Genomic DNA, 18470 nt, shown 5'->3' on the forward strand with positions numbered 1-18470 from the left:
CCGTTTATTTGGTGGGCAGGCAGGCTGGCCCAACCGGTTCAAAGCTTTTGTAAGTCAGGATGAATTCTTGATGCCCCATGGCTTCCGAGGCGGTGTGGTGTCCGGAAGCCGTGTCATGAATGGCGGTCAGGATTTCTTCAGCCACCTCATCCAAATCTCTGGTTCCGGAAATGATGGCGCCGGCATTGATGTCCATGTCTTCTGACAAGGCTTCATAGGTGTCAGGGTTGGCGCAAATCTTGATCACTGGTGCGAGAGCCGACCCCACAACCGACCCGCGCCCGGTGACGAACAGGGTCATATGGGCTCCGGAGGCGATCATCTCAACAATCTCGGCGTTGTCGGCAATGTTTGGGAACCCGTAACGGACTTCGCCATCAGGAACGACATCCATCAAATACAGTCCTCCTGAGGGAGGAATATCTCCCGGTTTGATGATGCCACTGATCGGGGCGTCGCCGCTTTTCACATAGGCCCCCAGCGACTTTTCTTCGATCGTTGACAATCCCCCCGTGGCATTGCCCGCGGCAAAGCTGCCATAGCCCAAGGTGTCGTAATACCGCGCGGCTTTGGCAACTGTTTCACGAAGCGCCTCGCCCAGCTCCGGGGTAATCGCTCGTTCGGCCATGATATGTTCGCAGCCGATCAGCTCACCGGTTTCTTCAAAAATACAGGCGGCCCCTTCTGCGACCAGTTGGTCAAACGCACGCCCCGCGGCCGGGTTGCCCGAGATCCCGCTGGTACCGTCCGACCCGCCGCAGATCGTGCCAACCACCAGATCCTGCGTGGTCATCTCAACGCGAGGAACATTTGCAATGCCGGCTAGGGTCTTCTTGACCTGCGCCTGACCTGACCGGATTGTCGCCGCAGACCCGCCCGTTTTTTGGATCACAAGCGTTTCCACCGGCCTGCCGCTGGCTTCGATCACCTCGGCCAGCTTGCCCCGGTTGAAGCTTTCACAACCCAACGAGACCAACAGAACACCGCCAACATTCGGGTGGGTGCACAAGCGTTCCATCATGTGTTGGGCATAGTCGTTGGGAAAACATCCGGGAAAGCCGATCAGATGCACGTCCTGATCCCGGAAGGCGCGGGTGATTTCATCCGCCACAAACCGCGCGCACTCCACAAGATAGACAACGGCAACCGTGTTGCGAATGCCCTTGCGTCCGTCGGTCCGCAGATACCCTTGCCATGTTTTACTCATCTGCCAGTCCTGCCTCTTCGTCGCGATAATGGGTCGCTGTGTAACGGCTGGCGATATTGTGCACATGCACATGTGCGCCCGCTGGGATATCTTCAGTGGCTGTGCCGATTGGCATCCCGTATTTGACCACCAGTTCACCGTTCGAAATCGGTCGCGCTGCGACCTTGTGGCCAAGAGTGACATGCGCACTCAGCGACAAGATTTGACCGCGTGCGAGTGGCACGTCACCGGGCCCAACAGCTGACAGCGCGACAAGCACATTGTCGCTGTCATGAAGAGAAATCAGTTTGAACCGTGCGTCCGCCATCTTCGTGCCTTTCATCCGACCCAAGTCGTCGTGTTGTCGATCAGAGCCCAGTCCAGCGCGCGGCCCAAACCCGGCTCTTCGGGTAGACGTGCCATGCCATTGGAAATGGGCAGTGGTTTTGTAAGCCCAAAGTTGAACTGAGCCACCGGAGCCAACAGTTCAAGATAACTGCAATTTCGCACCGCCCCACAAATATGCAGGTTCATCATCTCAAGGGGGTGAAAAATTGAGGTGTGAATCTCGCAGTTCATCCCAAAGCTTTCGGCAAGATTCGCTGTCTTCAAGACCGCTGTTACCCCACCGGACCAGCTGACATCTGCCCGGACAACGTCCACCACCCGATCCGCGATGCACCCCGCAACGGAATAGGGGTGTTTGGCGAGGGTTTCGGTGCCAACCACGGGAATATCAAGACTCTGGGTCAAAGCCTTAAGCGCGGGAATGTTTTCGTCTTGAATGGGCTCTTCGAACCATAAATACCCAAGCTCTTCCAGCCGCCGACCATAGCGCAAAGCCTCGGGGTAAGTCATGAAAGCCACCGGGTCACTCATCAACCCAAAATCAGGCCCAACCGCGTCGCGGCAGGCTACGTGAATATCGAGATCTTCGCTGATCGAACTTCCGGGCGGGTGCAATTTATAGGCCGCGAACCCCTCATCCTTGGCCGCAAGAGCTTCGTCAACATAAGCCTGCCCATTGGTGTGAAACATAGAACTGACATAAACTGGCACCTCAGAGCGGCATCCCCCGATATAGCGCCAAAGTGGCTGACCTGCAGCCTCTGAAGCCAAAAGCCAGAGACAGCAATCTATCGGTCCCCAAATATAGATTGGCAACAGACTCCAAAAGCGGTCTTGCTTGCGAAAATCATGCCATAGGGCCTCGCGATCCAAAGCGTTGCGACCTTTTAGGAAAGGCCCCAGGGATTTGGCCAGCCGTGCCGACCCTTCACCGTCGGCCCCGGCAAACCCGAACATTGAAGCGGATCGACCGCATTCCGTACGCAACGTGTAAACCAGAAATTCGATTTTGTCCGGACGTGTAACACCCTTGAGCGCGTCGCTTGCGGCAACGTCGCTGGTCAATGCACAGGCACGAATATCCAGACCGGTAATCTTCATCAGAACTTTCCGTATTTCAGGTAAGCATCCTGTGGATCCATGCCGTCCATGATGGCGGTGCGGACCTTGTTTTCCGTGTGCATGGCGGCAACGGATTTCTCTGTCACCTCAGCAAGAATGGCTTTTGGAATGCGCACCATCCCGTCGCGGTCACCCAGCAGGAAATCACCTGGTTCGATCCGCACATCTGCAATCTGGATCGGCACGTCTGTAGCCGTTGGCAGCCAGCGTCCCACGATGTCTTTAGGGGTGTGAGAAATCCGCCATGTCTGAAAGCCGATATCCATCAGGAAATTGGTATCGCGAGCATGCCCGTCCAGTACGCAGCCAAGAACCCCCTTCTTTTGAAGGGTTTCGGCAGATAGTTCACCCATCTGAGCAAGATCATGTGTATGAGGCTGGCAGGTCCAGATGTGGCCTGCAGGGGCCTTCGACAGCAACCCCGTCCACGCCAGCAGCGTTTCATGGGCGTCGGCTGTTTCGTCCAAACGACCTTCGATTGTGAAAGCCGGGCCGCAAAGGGTTTTTTCCGGCATCAGGGGCGTTATCGACGCAGGAAGTGTGAAATTGCGCAGCCCCATCCCGCGCATCACGTCATGTGCGACTCCAGAATAGCAGGTGGCCAGTTCTTTTCTTAATTCTTCAGTCATGGTGAAACACCTCTTCTAGCATCGACCATTGTTCGCCGTACGCGCTGTTTGGCATAGGTGTCTGGCAGGGGTCGGTCAGCACCCACCATTCTTTTGTCTTTGGATCTGCGGCCATCTTGGCGGCATCTGCTGCAAAGTCGTTGCCGTGGTATTCCCAGTAGCCAAACAACAGGTTTTCCGGCTCTCGCAGGTAGATCGAGTAATTGCGAATGTTGCACTGGCTGATCTGATCCAGAATGTCGGGCCAAACGTTGGCGTGCAGCCGTTTATACTCGGCGATTTTTTCGGGCTTGATCCCAGTTACCATGGCCATGCGCTGCATCTCGTTTTCCCTTAGCTACGAATATCGATCGGGGTCATAGCGGCTTGGTCTGCAATCGCTGACCAGTCCCAATCAATCCCGATTCCAGGTTTTGAGGACGGGCGTGCCCAACCATCTGTGATCTGCATGCTATCTTCGGCAATCAGGTCCAACTGCGGGATGTACTCCAACCACCGTGCATTCTGAACGGCACACACAAGGCTAACATGCAGTTCCATGAGGAAATGCGGGCAAATCGCAACATTATGGGCTTCGGCCAAATGCGCAATCTTAAGCCACGGTGTGATGCCACCCACGCGCGCAACGTCGGCCTGCACAATCGAAGCCCCACCTCGGGTCAGGTAGTCTTTGAATTGCGACAATGAATACATGCTTTCGCCAACCGCGATTGGCACCTTGGAGTGACGTGCCAGTTGCACATGGGCTTCTATGTCGTCTGCGGGCAGCGGTTCTTCGAACCAGCCAACTCCGGCCTCGTTCAGCATATCTGTGCGCCGGATCGCTTCACCCAATGTAAAGCTTTGATTGGCATCGACCATGATTTCATACGAAGGGCCAACCGCCTCACGCAGCGCCATCAGGCGGGCCCGGTCTTCACTGAGATGCGGTTTGCCAATTTTCACTTTTGAACCCAAAAAGCCACGCTCTTGCACTGCCAGCGCATCTTCAATCAAAGCTTCTGGTTCAATATGCAGCCAGCCGCCTTCGGTCGTGTAAAGCGGAACAGAGTCTCTCGCACCGCCGGCCATAATCGACAGTGGCAACCCGGCTTTCTTGCAACGCATATCCCATAGCGCTGTGTCGACGGCTGCCATCGCAAGGGAGGTAATTGCCCCCACGGCAGTCGCGTGAGTGGTGAACAGCATGTCGTTCCAGATCGACTGGATTGCTTCGGCTTCTCGCCCAATAAGCCTCGGTGCAAGCGTGTGCTCTAACAGGGCAATGACAGACGGGCCGCCGGTCCCAATCGTGTAGCTGTAGCCGACCCCAACCGCGCCTTCACTGTCGGTGATGCGCACAATGGGCGTCTCTTGGCTGACAAAGCTTTGGATGGCATCCGTCCGAAGCACCTTGGGCTTGAGGTCAACCATGTGAATTTCGACGCGTTCAATTCGGGCCATGATTTATCCTCTCAGACTTTGGCCAGTTTCGGCATCGAACAGGTGGCATTTCTCTAAGTGCAACTCACAAGACAGAACCTCGCCGCCTTTAACGGGGCGTGGATTATGCATGCGGGCCTGAATGTCTTTGCCACCAAAAGAGGACAGCAGGATGGATTCTGATCCAAGTGGCTCGGCCAGATCGATCGTCAGATCAAGATCGTGCAGCACACCGCTTTCGGCCAGGGTATGACCTTTGGGCATCAACACATCAGCGCGAAACCCAAACACAACGCGGCGACCATCAACAACCTTGCCTGAAAAATCCGGAGGCACAGGGACAGAGCGGCCATCGCTGAATACGACAGTATCGTTTTTTATGGTGCCATCGATCAGGTTCATGGGCGGGGACCCGATGAAACCAGCGACAAAGGTATCAACAGGACGCTCAAACACCTCTAAAGGAGTGCCGATCTGTACGATGTGGCCATCCTTCATGATGACGATCCGATCCGCCAACGTCATCGCTTCGACCTGATCGTGGGTCACATAAACGATGGTTGTCTTGACCTTGGCGTGCAGTTTCTTGATCTCGACCCGCATCTGGGTGCGCAACTTGGCATCCAGATTGGACAGAGGTTCATCGAACAGAAATACATCCGGATGGCGCACAATTGCGCGGCCCATGGCCACACGCTGACGCTGACCACCTGAAAGCTCGGCGGGTGTGCGCTCGAGCAGTTCATCCAGCCCTAGAATATCAGCGGCGTCTTGCACTGCCGCCTCAATTTCTTCCTTAGAGCGGCTCGCAATCTTAAGAGAAAAACCAAGGTTTTCGCTGACTGTCATATGTGGGTAGAGCGCATAGTTTTGAAAAACCATGGAGATATTGCGTTTTCGCGGAGGAAGCTGATTGACCACCTGATCACCGATCAAAATGTCCCCGTCCGAGATTTCCTCAAGCCCGGCGATCATTCGCAGCGTGGTCGACTTGCCGCAGCCCGAAGGACCGACCAGCACCACAAATTCATTGTGGGCGATATCAAGATTGATCCCGTGGACCACCTCTACAGCACCATATCGTTTTACAACGTCTTTTAGCGTTACGGTTGCCATTTCAATTATCCTTTCACGCCGCCAAAGGTCAGGCCGGCAATGAGATGTTTTTGTACAAGGAAGGTCAGGATCAGTGCTGGGATGATGATAATCACCGCCATGGCGCACATGCCTGCCCAGTCGATAGTAAACTGAGCGGTGAAGTCCATGAGGCCGACCGGAAGGGTTTTACTGTCGGTCGAGCGGGTCAGCTGACTGGCCAGCGCATATTCATTCCAAGAGGTGAGAAAGGCAAAGATGCCGGCCGAGGCAATGCCCGACTTAGCAAGCGGGAATTCGATCTTCCAAAAGGCTTGCCAGCGGGTGCATCCATCAATCTGTGCCGCTTCATTCAGATCATTTGGCACCTGTCGGAAAAAGCCTTCAGTCAGCCAGACTGTGAACGGCACGTTGATCGCGGTGAACACAAGGATCACGCCAAATTTCGTGTCGATGATCCCCAGACGGGACCAGATGATGAAAATCGGCAGTGACAGCGCAATTCCCGGGACTGTGCGTGACAACATCAACCACAAAAATGCGGGTTTCTTACCAGGGAAGGAATAACGGGCAAAGGCATACCCACCGGTCATACCGATCAATAGTGCCAGCGCAGTAGACGTGATCGAAATCACCAGCGAGTTCCGGAAGTAGCTGGCGACCGGAATGCCTACGACATTCTCTCCAAAACCAAAAATGGCTCGGAAATTGTCGAGCGTCAGGTTTTGTGGAATCCAGATGGCTGGTTTGGTCAGGATCTCTCCGTTCGTGCGGAAAGCTGACAGAATGATCCACAGTCCCGGCATGCAGATGATCAGCATGATAAAGAAGGTGACGATCCAGATCAGGACCGTTTTGGTGCGTGATGGCATCAGAACGCTCCCAGATGTTTGCGGGCTTCCATCAATTTGTTGAAGAAGAACCAGGTAAAGAAGATCGACAGCAGGATCGCGACATAGCTCATCGCATTCGCCCGCCCCATGCGCGCATCGTCATAGGCCGTACGCGAGATCAGCGTCCAAAGCAGTTCGGTACGACCCGCCGGGCCGCCTCCGGTCATGACATCAACTATGTCAAACGCTCGTGCCACGTCCAAAGAGCGAATAGCCATCGCGATGTAGATAAAGGGCATCAGGAAAGGCAGTGTTATGTGTTTGAAAACCTGCCAGTTCGAACAGCCATCGACACGAGCCGCCTCGATTGGATCTTTAGGTAACGCGAACAGCCCTGCCAAAATCAGAATGGCAAAGATCGATGTGCTCATCCATATCTCGGCGAACGCAATCGAGAAGAAGGCCAGCCAGCGATCGACCAGGAACGGAATGGCCTCATGGGTCAGCCCCAAAGACTGAAGTCCGTTGTTCACAAGCCCAATCGTGTCGTTGAACAGGTACTTGAACTGAAACCCAACAAGGATCGGGGAGAACATCATCGGAAACATCATGATGGTGCGCATCGTGCGCTGCCCCCACGTGATCTTGTTCACCAACAGAGCCAGCCCCAATCCAAACAAAAGCTCTAGGTTGAGAGCAACAGTCAGGAACAAAACCGTACGTCCAAACGCGACCCAAAAGTCCCAATCCCCCATAATGCGTTTGTAATTTCGCAACCCGACCCAATCCCATAGGCTGTCTGGCCGGATCAGTCGGTAGTTCGAAAAGCTTGTGTAAAAGGAGAAGATCAGAGGCAGTAAGACCACCATCAAAATGATCAACACCGCGGGGGATATCAACGCAAAGGGGACAGCGTTTTCCCGAATTGTTCGACGTAGTCTGGTCATGACTAAAGTGGCTCCGTTCTGCGGGGGGCGCAAACAGGGTGACTTGGCTTAGATTGTCAGAGAAGTATTGCCGCCCCAGCGTGGGGGCGGCAAATGAGCAAAGCGCTACTTAGAGATGACCGGCATCTTGCATCACTTCAAGCACGTCTTCGGCAGCCTCATCCAATGCTTCCTGAGCAGTCTTGTCGCCCAGAATTGCGGCTTGCAAACGCGGCCACAATGCATTGGAAATCTCGCCCCATTCGGCGATCAGCGGCGGAGTAAAGGCATGGTTCGCCATCGAGTCGCTGTAGATTGCGAAGATTTCGACCATGTAGTCGTTTTTCTCAGCCTTAAACTCGGCAATCACGTCATCCCAAACCTGAGTACGCGTTGGCAGAATACCCGCGCGGGCCTCCAACATTTGCGCATCATGGCTGGTGAGGAACGTGATGAGGCTGGCTGCAGCCGCCTGATTGTCACAACCTTTTGTCATCGAGAAGCTATGCGACCCGGACCAACCTGTACGCTTACCACTTGAGCCAGCTGGCGCGAGCACGATACCAACGTCACCACTTATCTTGCTGTCGTCACTGTTGAAGTACGCAGCCCAGCCGCCCCAGTCGAGGTTGAAGGCAACCGCACCTGCGGCAAAGCCAAGTCCCAGGTCATCCCAGACATAGTTGGTTGTGCCAGCGGGAACCGCTTTGGCTTCATACAGATCGACAAACCAGTTCAGGGCCCGAACACCTGCTTCGCTGTTGAATGCAGGACTCATGTCATCATTCAGCATTACGCCGCCTTCGGCGACCAGCATTTCGTAAAAGCGACCGGTGATACCTTCGTCTTTACCAGCGAAATGCGTGCCGTAACGGTCAGGCGCGTCGGTAAAGAATTTCGCCTGATCCGATGCTTGCGCCCAAGTTGCAGGTGGTGTCAGGTCATAGCCATATTCGGCCTTAAATTTCGCCTGATTATCCGCATCTTCATACAGCGACTTTACGTAGTACATGTTGGATACATCTGAGTGACGCGGCATTGAGAACAGCTTACCGCCAACGGTGGCGTGGCTGACCACCAAGGGCGAGAAATCGGCAAGGACATCAGCCGAGATGTGGCCATCAAGTGGCTCTGTCATCACATCATATTGCGGCGCAAAGTTCGTGTGGTTGGAGAACACGCAATAATCGGTGTTCCCGGCGGCGATATCCTGCTTCATTTCCCGATCAAGCTCGAAATGACTTTTGCGAGACAGGATATCTACTGTGGCGCCCGTGGCTTTTTCCCATTCGGGAATCAGCGTGTAGAGCGGCTCGTACTGTGCCCCGCCAATTAGTTTTACACGCAACGTATAGCCGTCAAAACTTCCATAATCAGAGGCACTTACACTGCTTGCAGCCATCAAAGTCGCCAGACTCAATGCACCGATTTTATTGATGTTTCTCATGATTTCCTCCCGAAATCGAAACGCGAATATTCATATTTGAGTGATCGATTTATCCGTAAATAAATGACTTGAGTCAATCCAAAAAATCAGACATTGTTTTCACAAGACCCGGCAGGACAAGGATTTGGACATGGATGAAAGCGGCAAGTATCGCGCCCCGGCTTTGGATAAAGGCCTGGATATCCTTGAGTTACTGGCAGGCGCCCCAACCGGAATGAGCCAGGCTGAGATAGCAAAATCTTTGGGACGAACCACCAATGAGAACTATCGCATGCTCGATACGCTTGTGCGGAGGCATTATGTGACCCGCTCACCAGAAGGCGACCGGTTTATGCTTTCGTTAAAGATGCTGGTGCTCGCGCAGCAGCACCCCCCACGTCGGCGGCTTTTGGACATTGCCGAACCCCTGATGCGGGCACTCAGTCTTGAAAGCGAACAATCGTGCCATTTGGCCCTTTGGGAAGACGGCGACATTGTTATTGCCTCTGCGTTCTCAGCGCCCGGCAACTGGCGCCAATCTCTTCGTCCGGGCGCCGTAATCGGCATTTACAATACAGGTTCGGGACGCGTTCTGGCCGCCTTTCAATCCAAGGAAGCGCGCCTGCGTATGTTGGCGGACCACAATCTGGTTATTGGCGAAGAACAGGCCGACACGACCGGCCTAAATGCTGAACTGGATGCTTTAAAGGTGAAAGGCTGCGCCGTTGAGCCGTCAAAAACCGTTCGCGGCACTACCAATATTTCATTCCCGGTTCTCGACCCATCTGGCAACGCCATCGCCGCCTTAACCTGCCCCTTCATTGAGCGAATCGACGACTATCGCGCACCAAACGTAGAGCAGGTTACCGAAATGTTTGGCAAAGCCGCCCGCGAAATTGGTCGCCAGATCAACGGAGAATAACTATGTCTCTTGCCACATCCAAACTCGGCCGAAATCAGTTGACCGTTAGCCAATTGGGACTGGGCTGTGCCAGCTTGGCCGGTATTTTCGAAGCAGTTCGTGACCAAGACGCACGCGCAACCATTGCCGAGGCGCTGAGCGCGGGCATCACCTATGTCGATACAGCACCGTTCTATGGTCATGGCCTGTCCGAGCGGCTGGTTGGGGACGGTGTGCGCGCCGCATCTGATGTCGTGGTCTCATCCAAAGTGGGGCGAATTTTGACCCCGGGCCCTGCCTCCAATCCGGGCGCTTGGGTTTCTGCACTGCCTTTCACGCCGACCTATGATTATTCCTACGACGGGGTCATGCGAAGCTACGAGGCATCCCTACATCGGATGGGACGCGACAGGATCAACATTCTCTATTTCCACGATATCGGCGCCATGACACATGGCGATGTAATGGGTCGCGAGATATTTGAAACGGCAATGACCAGCGGATACCGGGCTTTGGAAGAGCTTCGAAACTCGGGCGCCATTGATGCCTTTGGCTTAGGTGTGAACGAAGTGGCTGTCTGTGAGACCGCCCTGGAAAGGGGCGATTGGGACGCTTTCCTACTGGCAGGGCGCTACACGTTGCTGGAACAATCGCCTTCAAACCTGCTTTTGGCAAAATGTGCGGCGCGAGGCGTAGATATCGTCGTTGGTGGCCCGTTCAACTCTGGTGTTTTGGTCGGAGGCAACAGCTTTGATTATGGAGCGATCCCCCCCGAAATTACTGGAAAAGTGTTGGAAATGACGCGTATTTGTCAGACCCATGACGTCCCCTTGCCTGCTGCAGCCTTGCAATTTCCGCTTGCCCATCCCGTCGTGAAATCGGTCATTCCCGGCCCGCGTACGCCGCAGGAACTACACCAGATTTTAGGCTGGTGGTCACATACCATTCCGGCGGGGCTATGGAGCGACCTCAAAGACGCCGGACTTATAGCCTCAGAGGCGCCGGTACCTGCTGGCACTCTTGCTTAGAGAATTTGGAGACAGATCATGAAAATCGACAGCCATCAGCACTTTTGGTCTCTGGCACGCGGAGACTATGGTTGGTTAACCCCCGAACTCGAACAAATTTATCGCGACTTTACCCCCGGTGATCTGGGCCCACTTCTCAATTCCGCTGGGATTGACAAAACAATTGTGGTTCAGGCCACCGATACAGTCGCCGAAACCGAATTCTTACTGGAATTGGCAGACGCCCATGACTTTATCGCTGGGGTCGTCGGTTGGATCGATATGGAAGCCGAAAATGCGATCGGAACACTCGAACGATTGGCCCAAAACCCATACTTCAAGGGCATCCGCCCAATGATCCAGAGCATCGAAGACGATGAATGGATTTTGAAACCTGAACTGGATCCGGTATTTGACGCTCTTCAGAACATGGGGCTCGCGTTTGATGCGCTTGTGCTCCCTCATCACCTGCCGCATCTTTTGACAAGGCTGGCACGCAATCCAAGCCTTAAGTGCGTGATCGATCATGCCGCCAAACCGGATCTGAGGGGCGGAAATCTTGAGGTGTGGCGTCGTGGGATGCTTCGATTGGCAAATGAAACCAACTGCTTTTGCAAATTCTCCGGTTTGGTCACCGAAGCACACACTGGCTGTTCCCCTCAGGATCTAAAGCCCGCGACAGACCTAATACTGTCAGCCTTTGGCGCCAATCGCTTGATGTTCGGAAGCGACTGGCCGGTGCTCAACCTCGCCAAGGACTACCAAGGTTGGGCTGACATGGTTGCAACAATAACAGGGTATTCCGGAGATGACGCAGCAGCATTCTGGGGCAGGAACGCTTCGTTATTCTACGATATCCGCAACTGATAAGAATTTTGTCCTGGACCGGCATCGCGTTACCAGTGATCTGTAGAAAAATCTCCGTTTTGCAAAGCCGTTTCTCAGGGCCATTTTCCCGTCCAATAGGGTTAAAAGCCAGCCTTTTTGTCTTTCATAATTTCATAGTTATCAGGGTAGTAGGTCGTATCACCTGGCTTCCAAAACTCGTCGTACTCGTAAAACAATGGTTTCTGGTCATTGGGCTTGGGGGAACTTTTAGACGATCGAAGCCCTAGTCGAAGAGTTGAGACGGGGCAGAATGCCAGCATAACAGTGCTGGTTTTCTGAAGTGGTCCGGCAGATTTGGACAGCGTGCTAGAATGTATCCAACACGATTGACTGGATGCGAGAATGACGACGCGACGGAGCTTTTCAGATAATTTGAGGCTACAGTGGCGCTTGAAGGCATACCCGGGGGCTTCTCAGACAAGGTCAAAAAGACTGAGAACAAGGATGGCAAGATTGGCCAGCTTGGCCAGCTTGCGGTGGAAAATGACTTTTTGTCCCAAGCGCTGAATGCCGCCGACCGACAGGCGAATGTGAAGCATTCTGCCGAGAGGTGATGATCTCGTCTGAACGCCGCGAAATAATCTGCAAAGAGAACCCAGATTTGTGCCTGACACGCCAGTGTAAACTGCTCAAGATCAGCCGTTCCTCGATCTGTTACACGCCGGTCGGCTTTGATCAGGCGACCTTAGACCTAATGCACGAGATTGACTGGACCTTTACGAAGCACCCCTTCTTCGGTAGCTGCCAGATTGCGGCGTCTCTTCCCCAATCAGGGTTCTCGACGGGCCGCCACCGCGTGCGTCGCCTTATGGGCATCATGGGGTTTCAGGCCATCTACAAGGGGCCAAACACCAGCAAGAATCATCGCCGGCACATGTTCTGGCCATACATGCTGCGAAAGCTGGCGATCACGCGCCCTAACCAAGTCTGGTGCAGCGACATTTCATATATCCCCGTCAAGAACGGTTTACTGTATCTGGTCGCCATCATGGATTGGGCAACGCGTAAGGTATGGTCCTGGCGGCTATCAAACACGCTCGATGCCAACTTTTGCCCTGCGGCTTGGGAAGAAGCCATCGCCAAATACGGAACGCCCGAGATCATGAAAACGGATCAACGCAGCCAATATACGGGTGCTGACTGGATCAAGACTTTGACCGAAGCTGAGATCAAAATCTCGTGGCGATGTTTAGCGATATCAATTGCTACCAGAACGGGCGCATCAGGTGTAATCTTGTGGTCGGTCATAATCGGTCTCCTCTTCAGTGTGATTTGCACAAAACCACTGTAGAGACCCGATGCCCGGTTATGGCCACCTGCTCCGCTCGATGAGGGGCTCCGCAGGTCGCCGTAACCCACAAATCAACGTGTTTCCCAAGGTGCTACGGGACGGAGTTCACCAGTCGGGCGATCCTGAAATGGGCGAATGAGAATGACGTCGAATGGCACTACATCGATCCGGCAAACCCCAGCAGAACGCCTTCATCGTGTCATTCAACGGCAGCCTGCGCGACGAGTTGCTGAACGAAGAATGGTTCGACAGCTTGGACGACGCCCGCCGCAAGCAGGCGCTCTGCGATATGATGACAACAACGTCATGCTGTGATCCCCAAAAACGTCCTCGTTTTTGGTTAGAGTTTTCCGCTGGATTTTCCTTGGCTGGGCAGGAGTGGGCCGCGATGGTGCCGGATATGGCACCTGAACAAGTGCTGGAAGTCAAATATGAAACGCTTATCGAAGAGCCCGAAGAAACCCTGAACAAGATTTGTTTGTTTCTCGACGTCCAGTTCCAGCCAAGCGTGCTCGAATATGACCAAAACAGCACCTATTCGAAACCCGACGCTGCCTTGACCTACCAATGGCGCAGAAAACTGACCCCAGAGAGGTAGGATTGGCCGAGGCGCAAGCGGAACCGCTGATGTCCGCGTTAGGCTACAACCTCAGCGGCCATCCCCCCGTGCACCCCAACGTACTGGAGCGCGCGTCCTTGGCAGTCGGGCACCGCCGCGCAACTTGGGGTACCTGAATTGAACGATTTGGTTTAAAGGACACAATGCTTGAGATGTCATCTCGCAGGCTCATGTTGCCAGCATTAGGGCATGCAGCACAGCGCAGGATTGACAAAAAAAGCGATCAAATTTCTCAAGTAGAATATGCACTTAAGCCGACATTGGCGCAATCGCAGCGAAAGCTCGGTATCTTCGCGGAGCGGACCTTGGTGCATTCCGTAGCGAATGACTACTTTCCGCTCACACTGTCAAAATGGGCATTCCGCAGCATCGATCACTATGGGCTCAAACCAGAGCTAGGGCAGCGATACCGCCCCAGCCATCACGCCCCGTACAATCCGTCCCAACGCTCAATCAGGCGTTGCTGCAATTTCTTGGCCTTGCCGTTCCACGCACGTGCGCCCTTGGGGCGTTCTTTGTCCTGTGCGGGGATCGCAGCGCGTTTTCCGGTGTCGGCCACAAAGATCGCAAAGGCCAGCTCGGTACCGTCATGGGCCTCTAAATACCCCGCCAGCCCGCTCACGAAATTCAGCGTTCCGGTCTTTGCCACAACCTTCATCGGGGGGTTCTTTTTAACGTTGCCCTGGCTATCACGCAGCTTGATGTTCTTCAGCAGCGGCTGCAACTCGCTGCGACGCGCGCTCTGTGCCAGCGCTATGACCATTTCATCCGCCCTCAGGCGGGACTGATCCCCCAGCCCGGAGTGATCGACCAAAGATGCGTTCGTCATATTCAACGCCCCGGCAGCCCAACGGCTCATTTCCTGACCGGATGCCTTCAATGTGTTGGCCGAGGTGCCCCGCGCCTGCGTCGCCGCCAGCCCAATCATCTCTGCGGTGATATTGGTCGAATACTTCAACATCCCTCGCAGAATGTCTTTTAGCGCAGCGCTGTGAATCTCGGCCAAAACCTGCCCCGTGGGTGGGCTATGCGACAGCTTTGGTTTCTTCAGAACAATGCCATGCGCCCGCGCGAGGGTGCGAAACACCTGTCCCGCATAAATTTCCGGCTGTCGGACCGGCAACCACCGCGATCCGCCATTGCCCAAGGCCCCGCTGGCGACAGTCCAGTGATCCACGCCGCCCCGGTTTTCATAGGTGTAAACTGGCATACTGCGTTTTACGACGCGCATCTTGGCCATGGTCACATCGGGACGATATTTGTCAGACCGTGCATCCATCGACACAACCCAGCCCTGCGCCCCACGTTTCCATTCAAAATGCACCCGATTGTAATTCAGGCTCAGCCCAGAAATTGCCGGAGAATACCCCGCATGGTCCGGCTGAGAGGGATCAATCGCATGGATAGACGGCAACGCTCGTCCCCAGACCAGAAACTTTCCAGAGACTTCCCGAATTCCGGCCTTTTTCAGCTGTGCCGCCAACTGCGCCAGCCCATTTGTGTCCAGCGTCGGATCACCGCCACCTGCCAACACCAGATCACCCTTGAGCACGCCGTTGCTCACGGCGCCGGCTGTCATCACCCGGGTAGTGAAACGATGCCCGGCGCCCAGCGTGTCCAGCGCATACATCGCCGTCACAGCCTTGGTCACGCTGGCAGGTGGTAACCCCTGATCGGCCTGATGCCCCTCCAGCACCAATCCCGTGGCCACATCTGCTACGGAAAAGGACACGTTTCCGGTGACCCCGGATGCGCGGATCAGATTGCCCGGACCAGGAGCCGCCAGCTGACGCAAAGACTCTGGGCGCAGTCGCGGCCTTAACGAAGAACTCGGCGGATTGGCCCAAACAGGTGTCGCAACACCTGCCAATAAACTTGATAAAAAATACCGCCGGGAAATGCCTTTAACCATGGCGGGATACTAACCTTGGCAAGCCGCGTCAGACAAGTGGGGGATCGTACAGAATTTGTCTGGAACAGTTCATGGTAACCCACAATTCCTCTGGAGGTCTTTCAGGTGAGCTTTCCCTGTTGCAATGACGGAGACACACCAAAGTTTGCGCGGTACACCCGCGAAAAATGCCCCGGGCTTTCAAAACCGCAGGCCAGGGCAATGTCGGTGATGGACCTGTCCGTCTGCACAAGCAGGTTGCGCGCCCTTTCCAGCCGCATTTCCACATAGTATTTTTTCGGAGAACAATTCAGATACTTGCCAAACAGCCGCTCAAGTTGCCGGGCGGATATCCCAATTTCCTCGGCGATAAGCGCCGGAGAGATTGGCGCATCCAGCGTGTCATTCATCCTTTGAATGGCCTTGGCCATATGTGGGTTGCGCATGCCGTGCCGCGATTGCAGCGATACGCGTTGTTCGGCCGTTGCATCGCGCACCGCGTTGTAAACCATCTGATCCGCCACTGCGACGGCCAGATCATGGCCATGCGCGTTTTCAATCAGATGCAGCATCAGATCCGCGGTCGCGGTCCCTCCCGAAGCGGTGATGAACTTTTCATCGGCCACAAACACATTGCGCACCAACGCCACCTCGGGGAACTCTTCCATAAAGCTGTCGTGAAATTCCCAGTGGATCGCAGCCTGTACCCCATCCAGAAACCCGGCCTTGGCAAAAATGTGGGCCCCAGAGCACAGCGCACCAAGTGCCGTGCCCCGAACCCGTTCACGGCGCAAAGTCGCCAACAGCTTGCCGGACACTTTCTTATGCACATTGATGCCCGACAACACAAAAAGCCGGTCGCTTTTGGGAATATCGCCATAGCTGTGGTGCACCAGTGTAACGGATCCGTTTGAACAGGCCGCAGACACACCATCCTCAGACACATAAGACCATTTGTACAAATCCTTGCCACTCACAAGATTGGCAATGCGCAATGGCTCGACCGCGCAGGAAAATGCGATGTGCGAAAATTCATCCACAAGAATGAATACAAAATGTTTTGTGTCGTCCATGTGCACCAACAGGCCAGATTTGAAATTGCACTCTACGCGAATTTTTATTGTATTCAAATTGTATTTTCTTTGGTAGCAAAAGTAACACCGCGCCATTGCGCGTGCCCAAATCTGCCTAAACTGGGTGTCTTTTCCGACTGAACTTCGAATTGGAGAGAATGATGAAAGATGCGGCTAAGCGTCGGAAATCCGAGCTTTATTCTCATCTGAAAACGGCCATCATGACGCTCGAATTGCGTCCGGGTGCCGATCTGGACGAGACACAATTGTCCGAATCGTTTTCCCTGTCCCGTACGCCATTGCGCGAAGTTTTTCGCCAGCTGGCCGGGGACGGATATGTAGATTTGCGCGAAAACCGTGGTGCGCGGGTGTCGGAAATGTCCCACACAACCCTGCGCGATTTCTTTCTTGCAGCCCCGATGATCTATGGCGCGGTACTGCAACTGGCCGCCAAAAATGCGCGTTCAACGCAAATCGAAGCGCTGAAAAAGGCACAAGAAGACTTCAAGTCGGCGCTGCGTCACGGCTCGGGCGCCGATCGCACCATGGCCAACAACCTGTTTCATGAAATCACCGGAGAGATGGCGGACAATATCTATCTGCTACCGTCGTTCCGCCGCCTGCTGATCGATCACGCCCGCATCGGCATGACTTTTTACCGCCCGCAAAACCCGACTATGGTCGAAAACCTATCCGAGGCCAGCCTTCAGCACGACGCGATCATCGCCGCCATTGAAACCGGTGACGAAACGCAAGCCGGCAGGCTGGCCGTGGAACACTGGAACCTGTCGAGGGACCAGATTGAACTTTTCGTAATGCCCGCCGCCTTGGATATGCCGCTTGGCTCCATCGCGCGCCAAACCCCAGCATGAGGACCGCATGACACCGATTTTTCGTTTTGAGGGGATATACACCCCCGTCGTGACCCCGTTTCACGCCGATGGCTCTGTCAACTACGACGCCCTTTCTGATGTCATCGAACAGCTGATCGACAAGGGTGTGCATGGCCTGATTTCCGGCGGCTCCACCGGTGAAAACTATGCCCAGACCGTGGCTGAACGCCTTGAAGTGGCCCGTTTCACCAAAGATCAAATCAAAGGACGGCTGCCAACCATCGTTGGCACCGGCGCAATGATGACACCGGACTCGATTGCCTTGGCCTCTGGCGCACGCGACATAGGTGCTGATGCCATCCTGCTGGCCACTCCACCCTATTCGGTGCCGACCGAGCGTGAAAACGCCCTCAATGCGCTGGCCATCGACAAGGCCGCGAACCTGCCGGTCATTCTCTACAACTACCCCGGTCGCATGGGTGTGCACATGGGCGAAGAGTTTCTTGATCGCGTGGGCCGGTCCCGCAACATCTGCGCCATCAAAGAAAGCTCGGGCGACATCAACCGCGTGCACCTTCTGGCGCGCGACTACCCTCATATTCAGATGTCCTGTGGCATGGACGACCAGGCGCTGGAGTTCTTCGCATGGGGCGCGCGCTCCTGGGTCTGTGCGGGGTCAAACTTCCTGCCCGAAGAACATGTGGCACTTTATCAGGCCTGCGCCGTCGAAGGCGATTTTGACAAAGGCCGGCGTATTATGTCGGCAATGATGCCCCTGATGCGCATCCTCGAACAGGGTGGCAAATTCATTCAATGCGTCAAACACGGCGTCGCTCTGAACGGCATCCCCACTGGCCCCATGCGTCCGCCGCTCAAAGGGCTCAACAAGGATGACAAACGCGGGTTGGAACAAGTGATCCGGGTGCTGAAAACCACCATCGCCGACATCTCAAATGAACAACCAAAGGCAAAGGGCTGAT

At 54.7% G+C, this 18470-nt stretch carries 19 protein-coding genes and 1 pseudogene; 8 read left to right on the forward strand and 12 right to left on the reverse strand.

All coding sequences use genetic code 11. The annotated features are described in order from the left end of the window. Nucleotides 1–4 precede the first annotated feature (4 nt). The 10 genes from BUC32_RS06265 to BUC32_RS06310 all read right to left on the reverse strand — a co-directional run bounded on the left by BUC32_RS06265 (nt 5) and on the right by BUC32_RS06310 (nt 9008). Nucleotides 5–1207, reverse strand: coding sequence for a UxaA family hydrolase (locus BUC32_RS06265; RefSeq protein WP_073250762.1), 1203 nt, complete (start codon nt 1205–1207; stop codon nt 5–7). Then, the gene (locus BUC32_RS06270; protein WP_083599259.1) at nt 1200–1529 is read right to left on the reverse strand and encodes a UxaA family hydrolase; all 330 of its coding nucleotides are present in this window, start codon (nt 1527–1529) and stop codon (nt 1200–1202) included. The genes BUC32_RS06265 and BUC32_RS06270 overlap by 8 nt, the downstream gene beginning before the upstream one ends. Next, the gene (locus BUC32_RS06275; RefSeq protein WP_073250764.1) at nt 1526–2635 is read right to left on the reverse strand and encodes an enolase C-terminal domain-like protein; all 1110 of its coding nucleotides are present in this window, start codon (nt 2633–2635) and stop codon (nt 1526–1528) included. The genes BUC32_RS06270 and BUC32_RS06275 overlap by 4 nt, the downstream gene beginning before the upstream one ends. Continuing rightward, on the reverse strand, nt 2635–3285 hold the full coding sequence (locus BUC32_RS06280) for an RraA family protein (protein ID WP_073250766.1): 651 nt from the start codon (nt 3283–3285) through the stop codon (nt 2635–2637). Before BUC32_RS06280 ends, BUC32_RS06275 begins: the two co-directional genes overlap by 1 nt. Further along, on the reverse strand, nt 3278–3598 hold the full coding sequence (locus BUC32_RS06285; RefSeq protein WP_245815139.1) for an L-rhamnose mutarotase: 321 nt from the start codon (nt 3596–3598) through the stop codon (nt 3278–3280). Before BUC32_RS06285 ends, BUC32_RS06280 begins: the two co-directional genes overlap by 8 nt. Before the next feature lie 20 nt (nt 3599–3618). Next, a complete protein-coding gene (locus BUC32_RS06290; protein WP_073250770.1) occupies nt 3619–4728 on the reverse strand; it encodes a mandelate racemase/muconate lactonizing enzyme family protein in 1110 nt (369 codons plus the stop codon). Between the two features lie 3 nt (nt 4729–4731). Further along, nucleotides 4732–5823 carry an ABC transporter ATP-binding protein gene (locus BUC32_RS06295; RefSeq protein ID WP_073250772.1) on the reverse strand — a complete coding sequence of 364 codons (1092 nt, stop codon included), beginning with the start codon at nt 5821–5823 and terminating at the stop codon, nt 4732–4734. Nucleotides 5824–5828: 5 nt separating this feature from the next. Continuing rightward, on the reverse strand, nt 5829–6674 hold the full coding sequence (locus tag BUC32_RS06300; RefSeq protein ID WP_073250774.1) for a carbohydrate ABC transporter permease: 846 nt from the start codon (nt 6672–6674) through the stop codon (nt 5829–5831). Beyond that, nucleotides 6674–7582: a carbohydrate ABC transporter permease gene (locus BUC32_RS06305; RefSeq protein WP_073250776.1), complete on the reverse strand. Its 909-nt coding sequence runs from the start codon at nt 7580–7582 to the stop codon at nt 6674–6676. The genes BUC32_RS06300 and BUC32_RS06305 overlap by 1 nt, the downstream gene beginning before the upstream one ends. A 109-nt stretch (nt 7583–7691) precedes the next feature. Then, nucleotides 7692–9008 (reverse strand): ABC transporter substrate-binding protein, encoded by a 1317-nt coding sequence (locus BUC32_RS06310; RefSeq protein ID WP_139280652.1) that lies wholly within the window; start codon nt 9006–9008, stop codon nt 7692–7694. Between the two features lie 130 nt (nt 9009–9138). Here BUC32_RS06310 and BUC32_RS06315 point away from each other — a divergent pair, with 130 nt between their 5' ends. The 6 genes and pseudogenes from BUC32_RS06315 to BUC32_RS20920 all read left to right on the forward strand — a co-directional run bounded on the left by BUC32_RS06315 (nt 9139) and on the right by BUC32_RS20920 (nt 13672). Further along, nucleotides 9139–9909, forward strand: a complete 771-nt coding sequence (locus BUC32_RS06315) for an IclR family transcriptional regulator (protein ID WP_073250778.1) — start codon at nt 9139–9141, stop codon at nt 9907–9909. A gap of 2 nt (nt 9910–9911) precedes the next feature. Next, nucleotides 9912–10916, forward strand: a complete 1005-nt coding sequence (locus BUC32_RS06320) for an aldo/keto reductase (RefSeq protein WP_073250779.1) — start codon at nt 9912–9914, stop codon at nt 10914–10916. 18 nt (nt 10917–10934) lie between these two features. Continuing rightward, complete coding sequence (locus BUC32_RS06325) at nt 10935–11762, forward strand: amidohydrolase family protein (RefSeq protein ID WP_139280653.1); 828 nt, start codon at nt 10935–10937, stop codon at nt 11760–11762. Between the two features lie 574 nt (nt 11763–12336). Further along, nucleotides 12337–13074: a DDE-type integrase/transposase/recombinase gene (locus tag BUC32_RS06335; protein WP_083599260.1), complete on the forward strand. Its 738-nt coding sequence runs from the start codon at nt 12337–12339 to the stop codon at nt 13072–13074. 92 nt (nt 13075–13166) lie between these two features. Beyond that, a pseudogene (locus BUC32_RS20635) lies at nt 13167–13380 on the forward strand (integrase core domain-containing protein); the annotation flags it as partial. Continuing rightward, on the forward strand, nt 13367–13672 hold the full coding sequence (locus BUC32_RS20920; RefSeq protein WP_407695243.1) for a sulfotransferase: 306 nt from the start codon (nt 13367–13369) through the stop codon (nt 13670–13672). The pseudogene BUC32_RS20635 and the gene BUC32_RS20920, both read left to right, overlap by 14 nt. A gap of 442 nt (nt 13673–14114) precedes the next feature. On the opposite strand, the gene dacB is transcribed toward BUC32_RS20920, so the two are convergent. Together dacB and BUC32_RS06355 are read right to left on the reverse strand one after the other, a co-directional pair. Then, the gene (gene dacB / locus BUC32_RS06350) at nt 14115–15425 is read right to left on the reverse strand and encodes a D-alanyl-D-alanine carboxypeptidase/D-alanyl-D-alanine endopeptidase (protein WP_322788014.1); all 1311 of its coding nucleotides are present in this window, start codon (nt 15423–15425) and stop codon (nt 14115–14117) included. A gap of 281 nt (nt 15426–15706) precedes the next feature. Continuing rightward, complete coding sequence (locus BUC32_RS06355) at nt 15707–16657, reverse strand: GlxA family transcriptional regulator (RefSeq protein ID WP_073250782.1); 951 nt, start codon at nt 16655–16657, stop codon at nt 15707–15709. A 161-nt stretch (nt 16658–16818) separates the two neighbouring features. Between BUC32_RS06355 and BUC32_RS06360 the strand changes: the two genes are divergently transcribed. After that, entirely contained in the window at nt 16819–17529 is a 711-nt protein-coding gene (locus BUC32_RS06360) for a GntR family transcriptional regulator (protein ID WP_073250909.1), read from the forward strand. Nucleotides 17530–17536: 7 nt separating this feature from the next. After that, nucleotides 17537–18469: a dihydrodipicolinate synthase family protein gene (locus BUC32_RS06365; protein ID WP_073250783.1), complete on the forward strand. Its 933-nt coding sequence runs from the start codon at nt 17537–17539 to the stop codon at nt 18467–18469. Nucleotide 18470 lies beyond the last annotated feature (1 nt).

It is taken from the genome of Shimia gijangensis, from assembly GCF_900142085.1.
Classification (GTDB): Bacteria; Pseudomonadota; Alphaproteobacteria; order Rhodobacterales; family Rhodobacteraceae; genus Shimia; species Shimia gijangensis.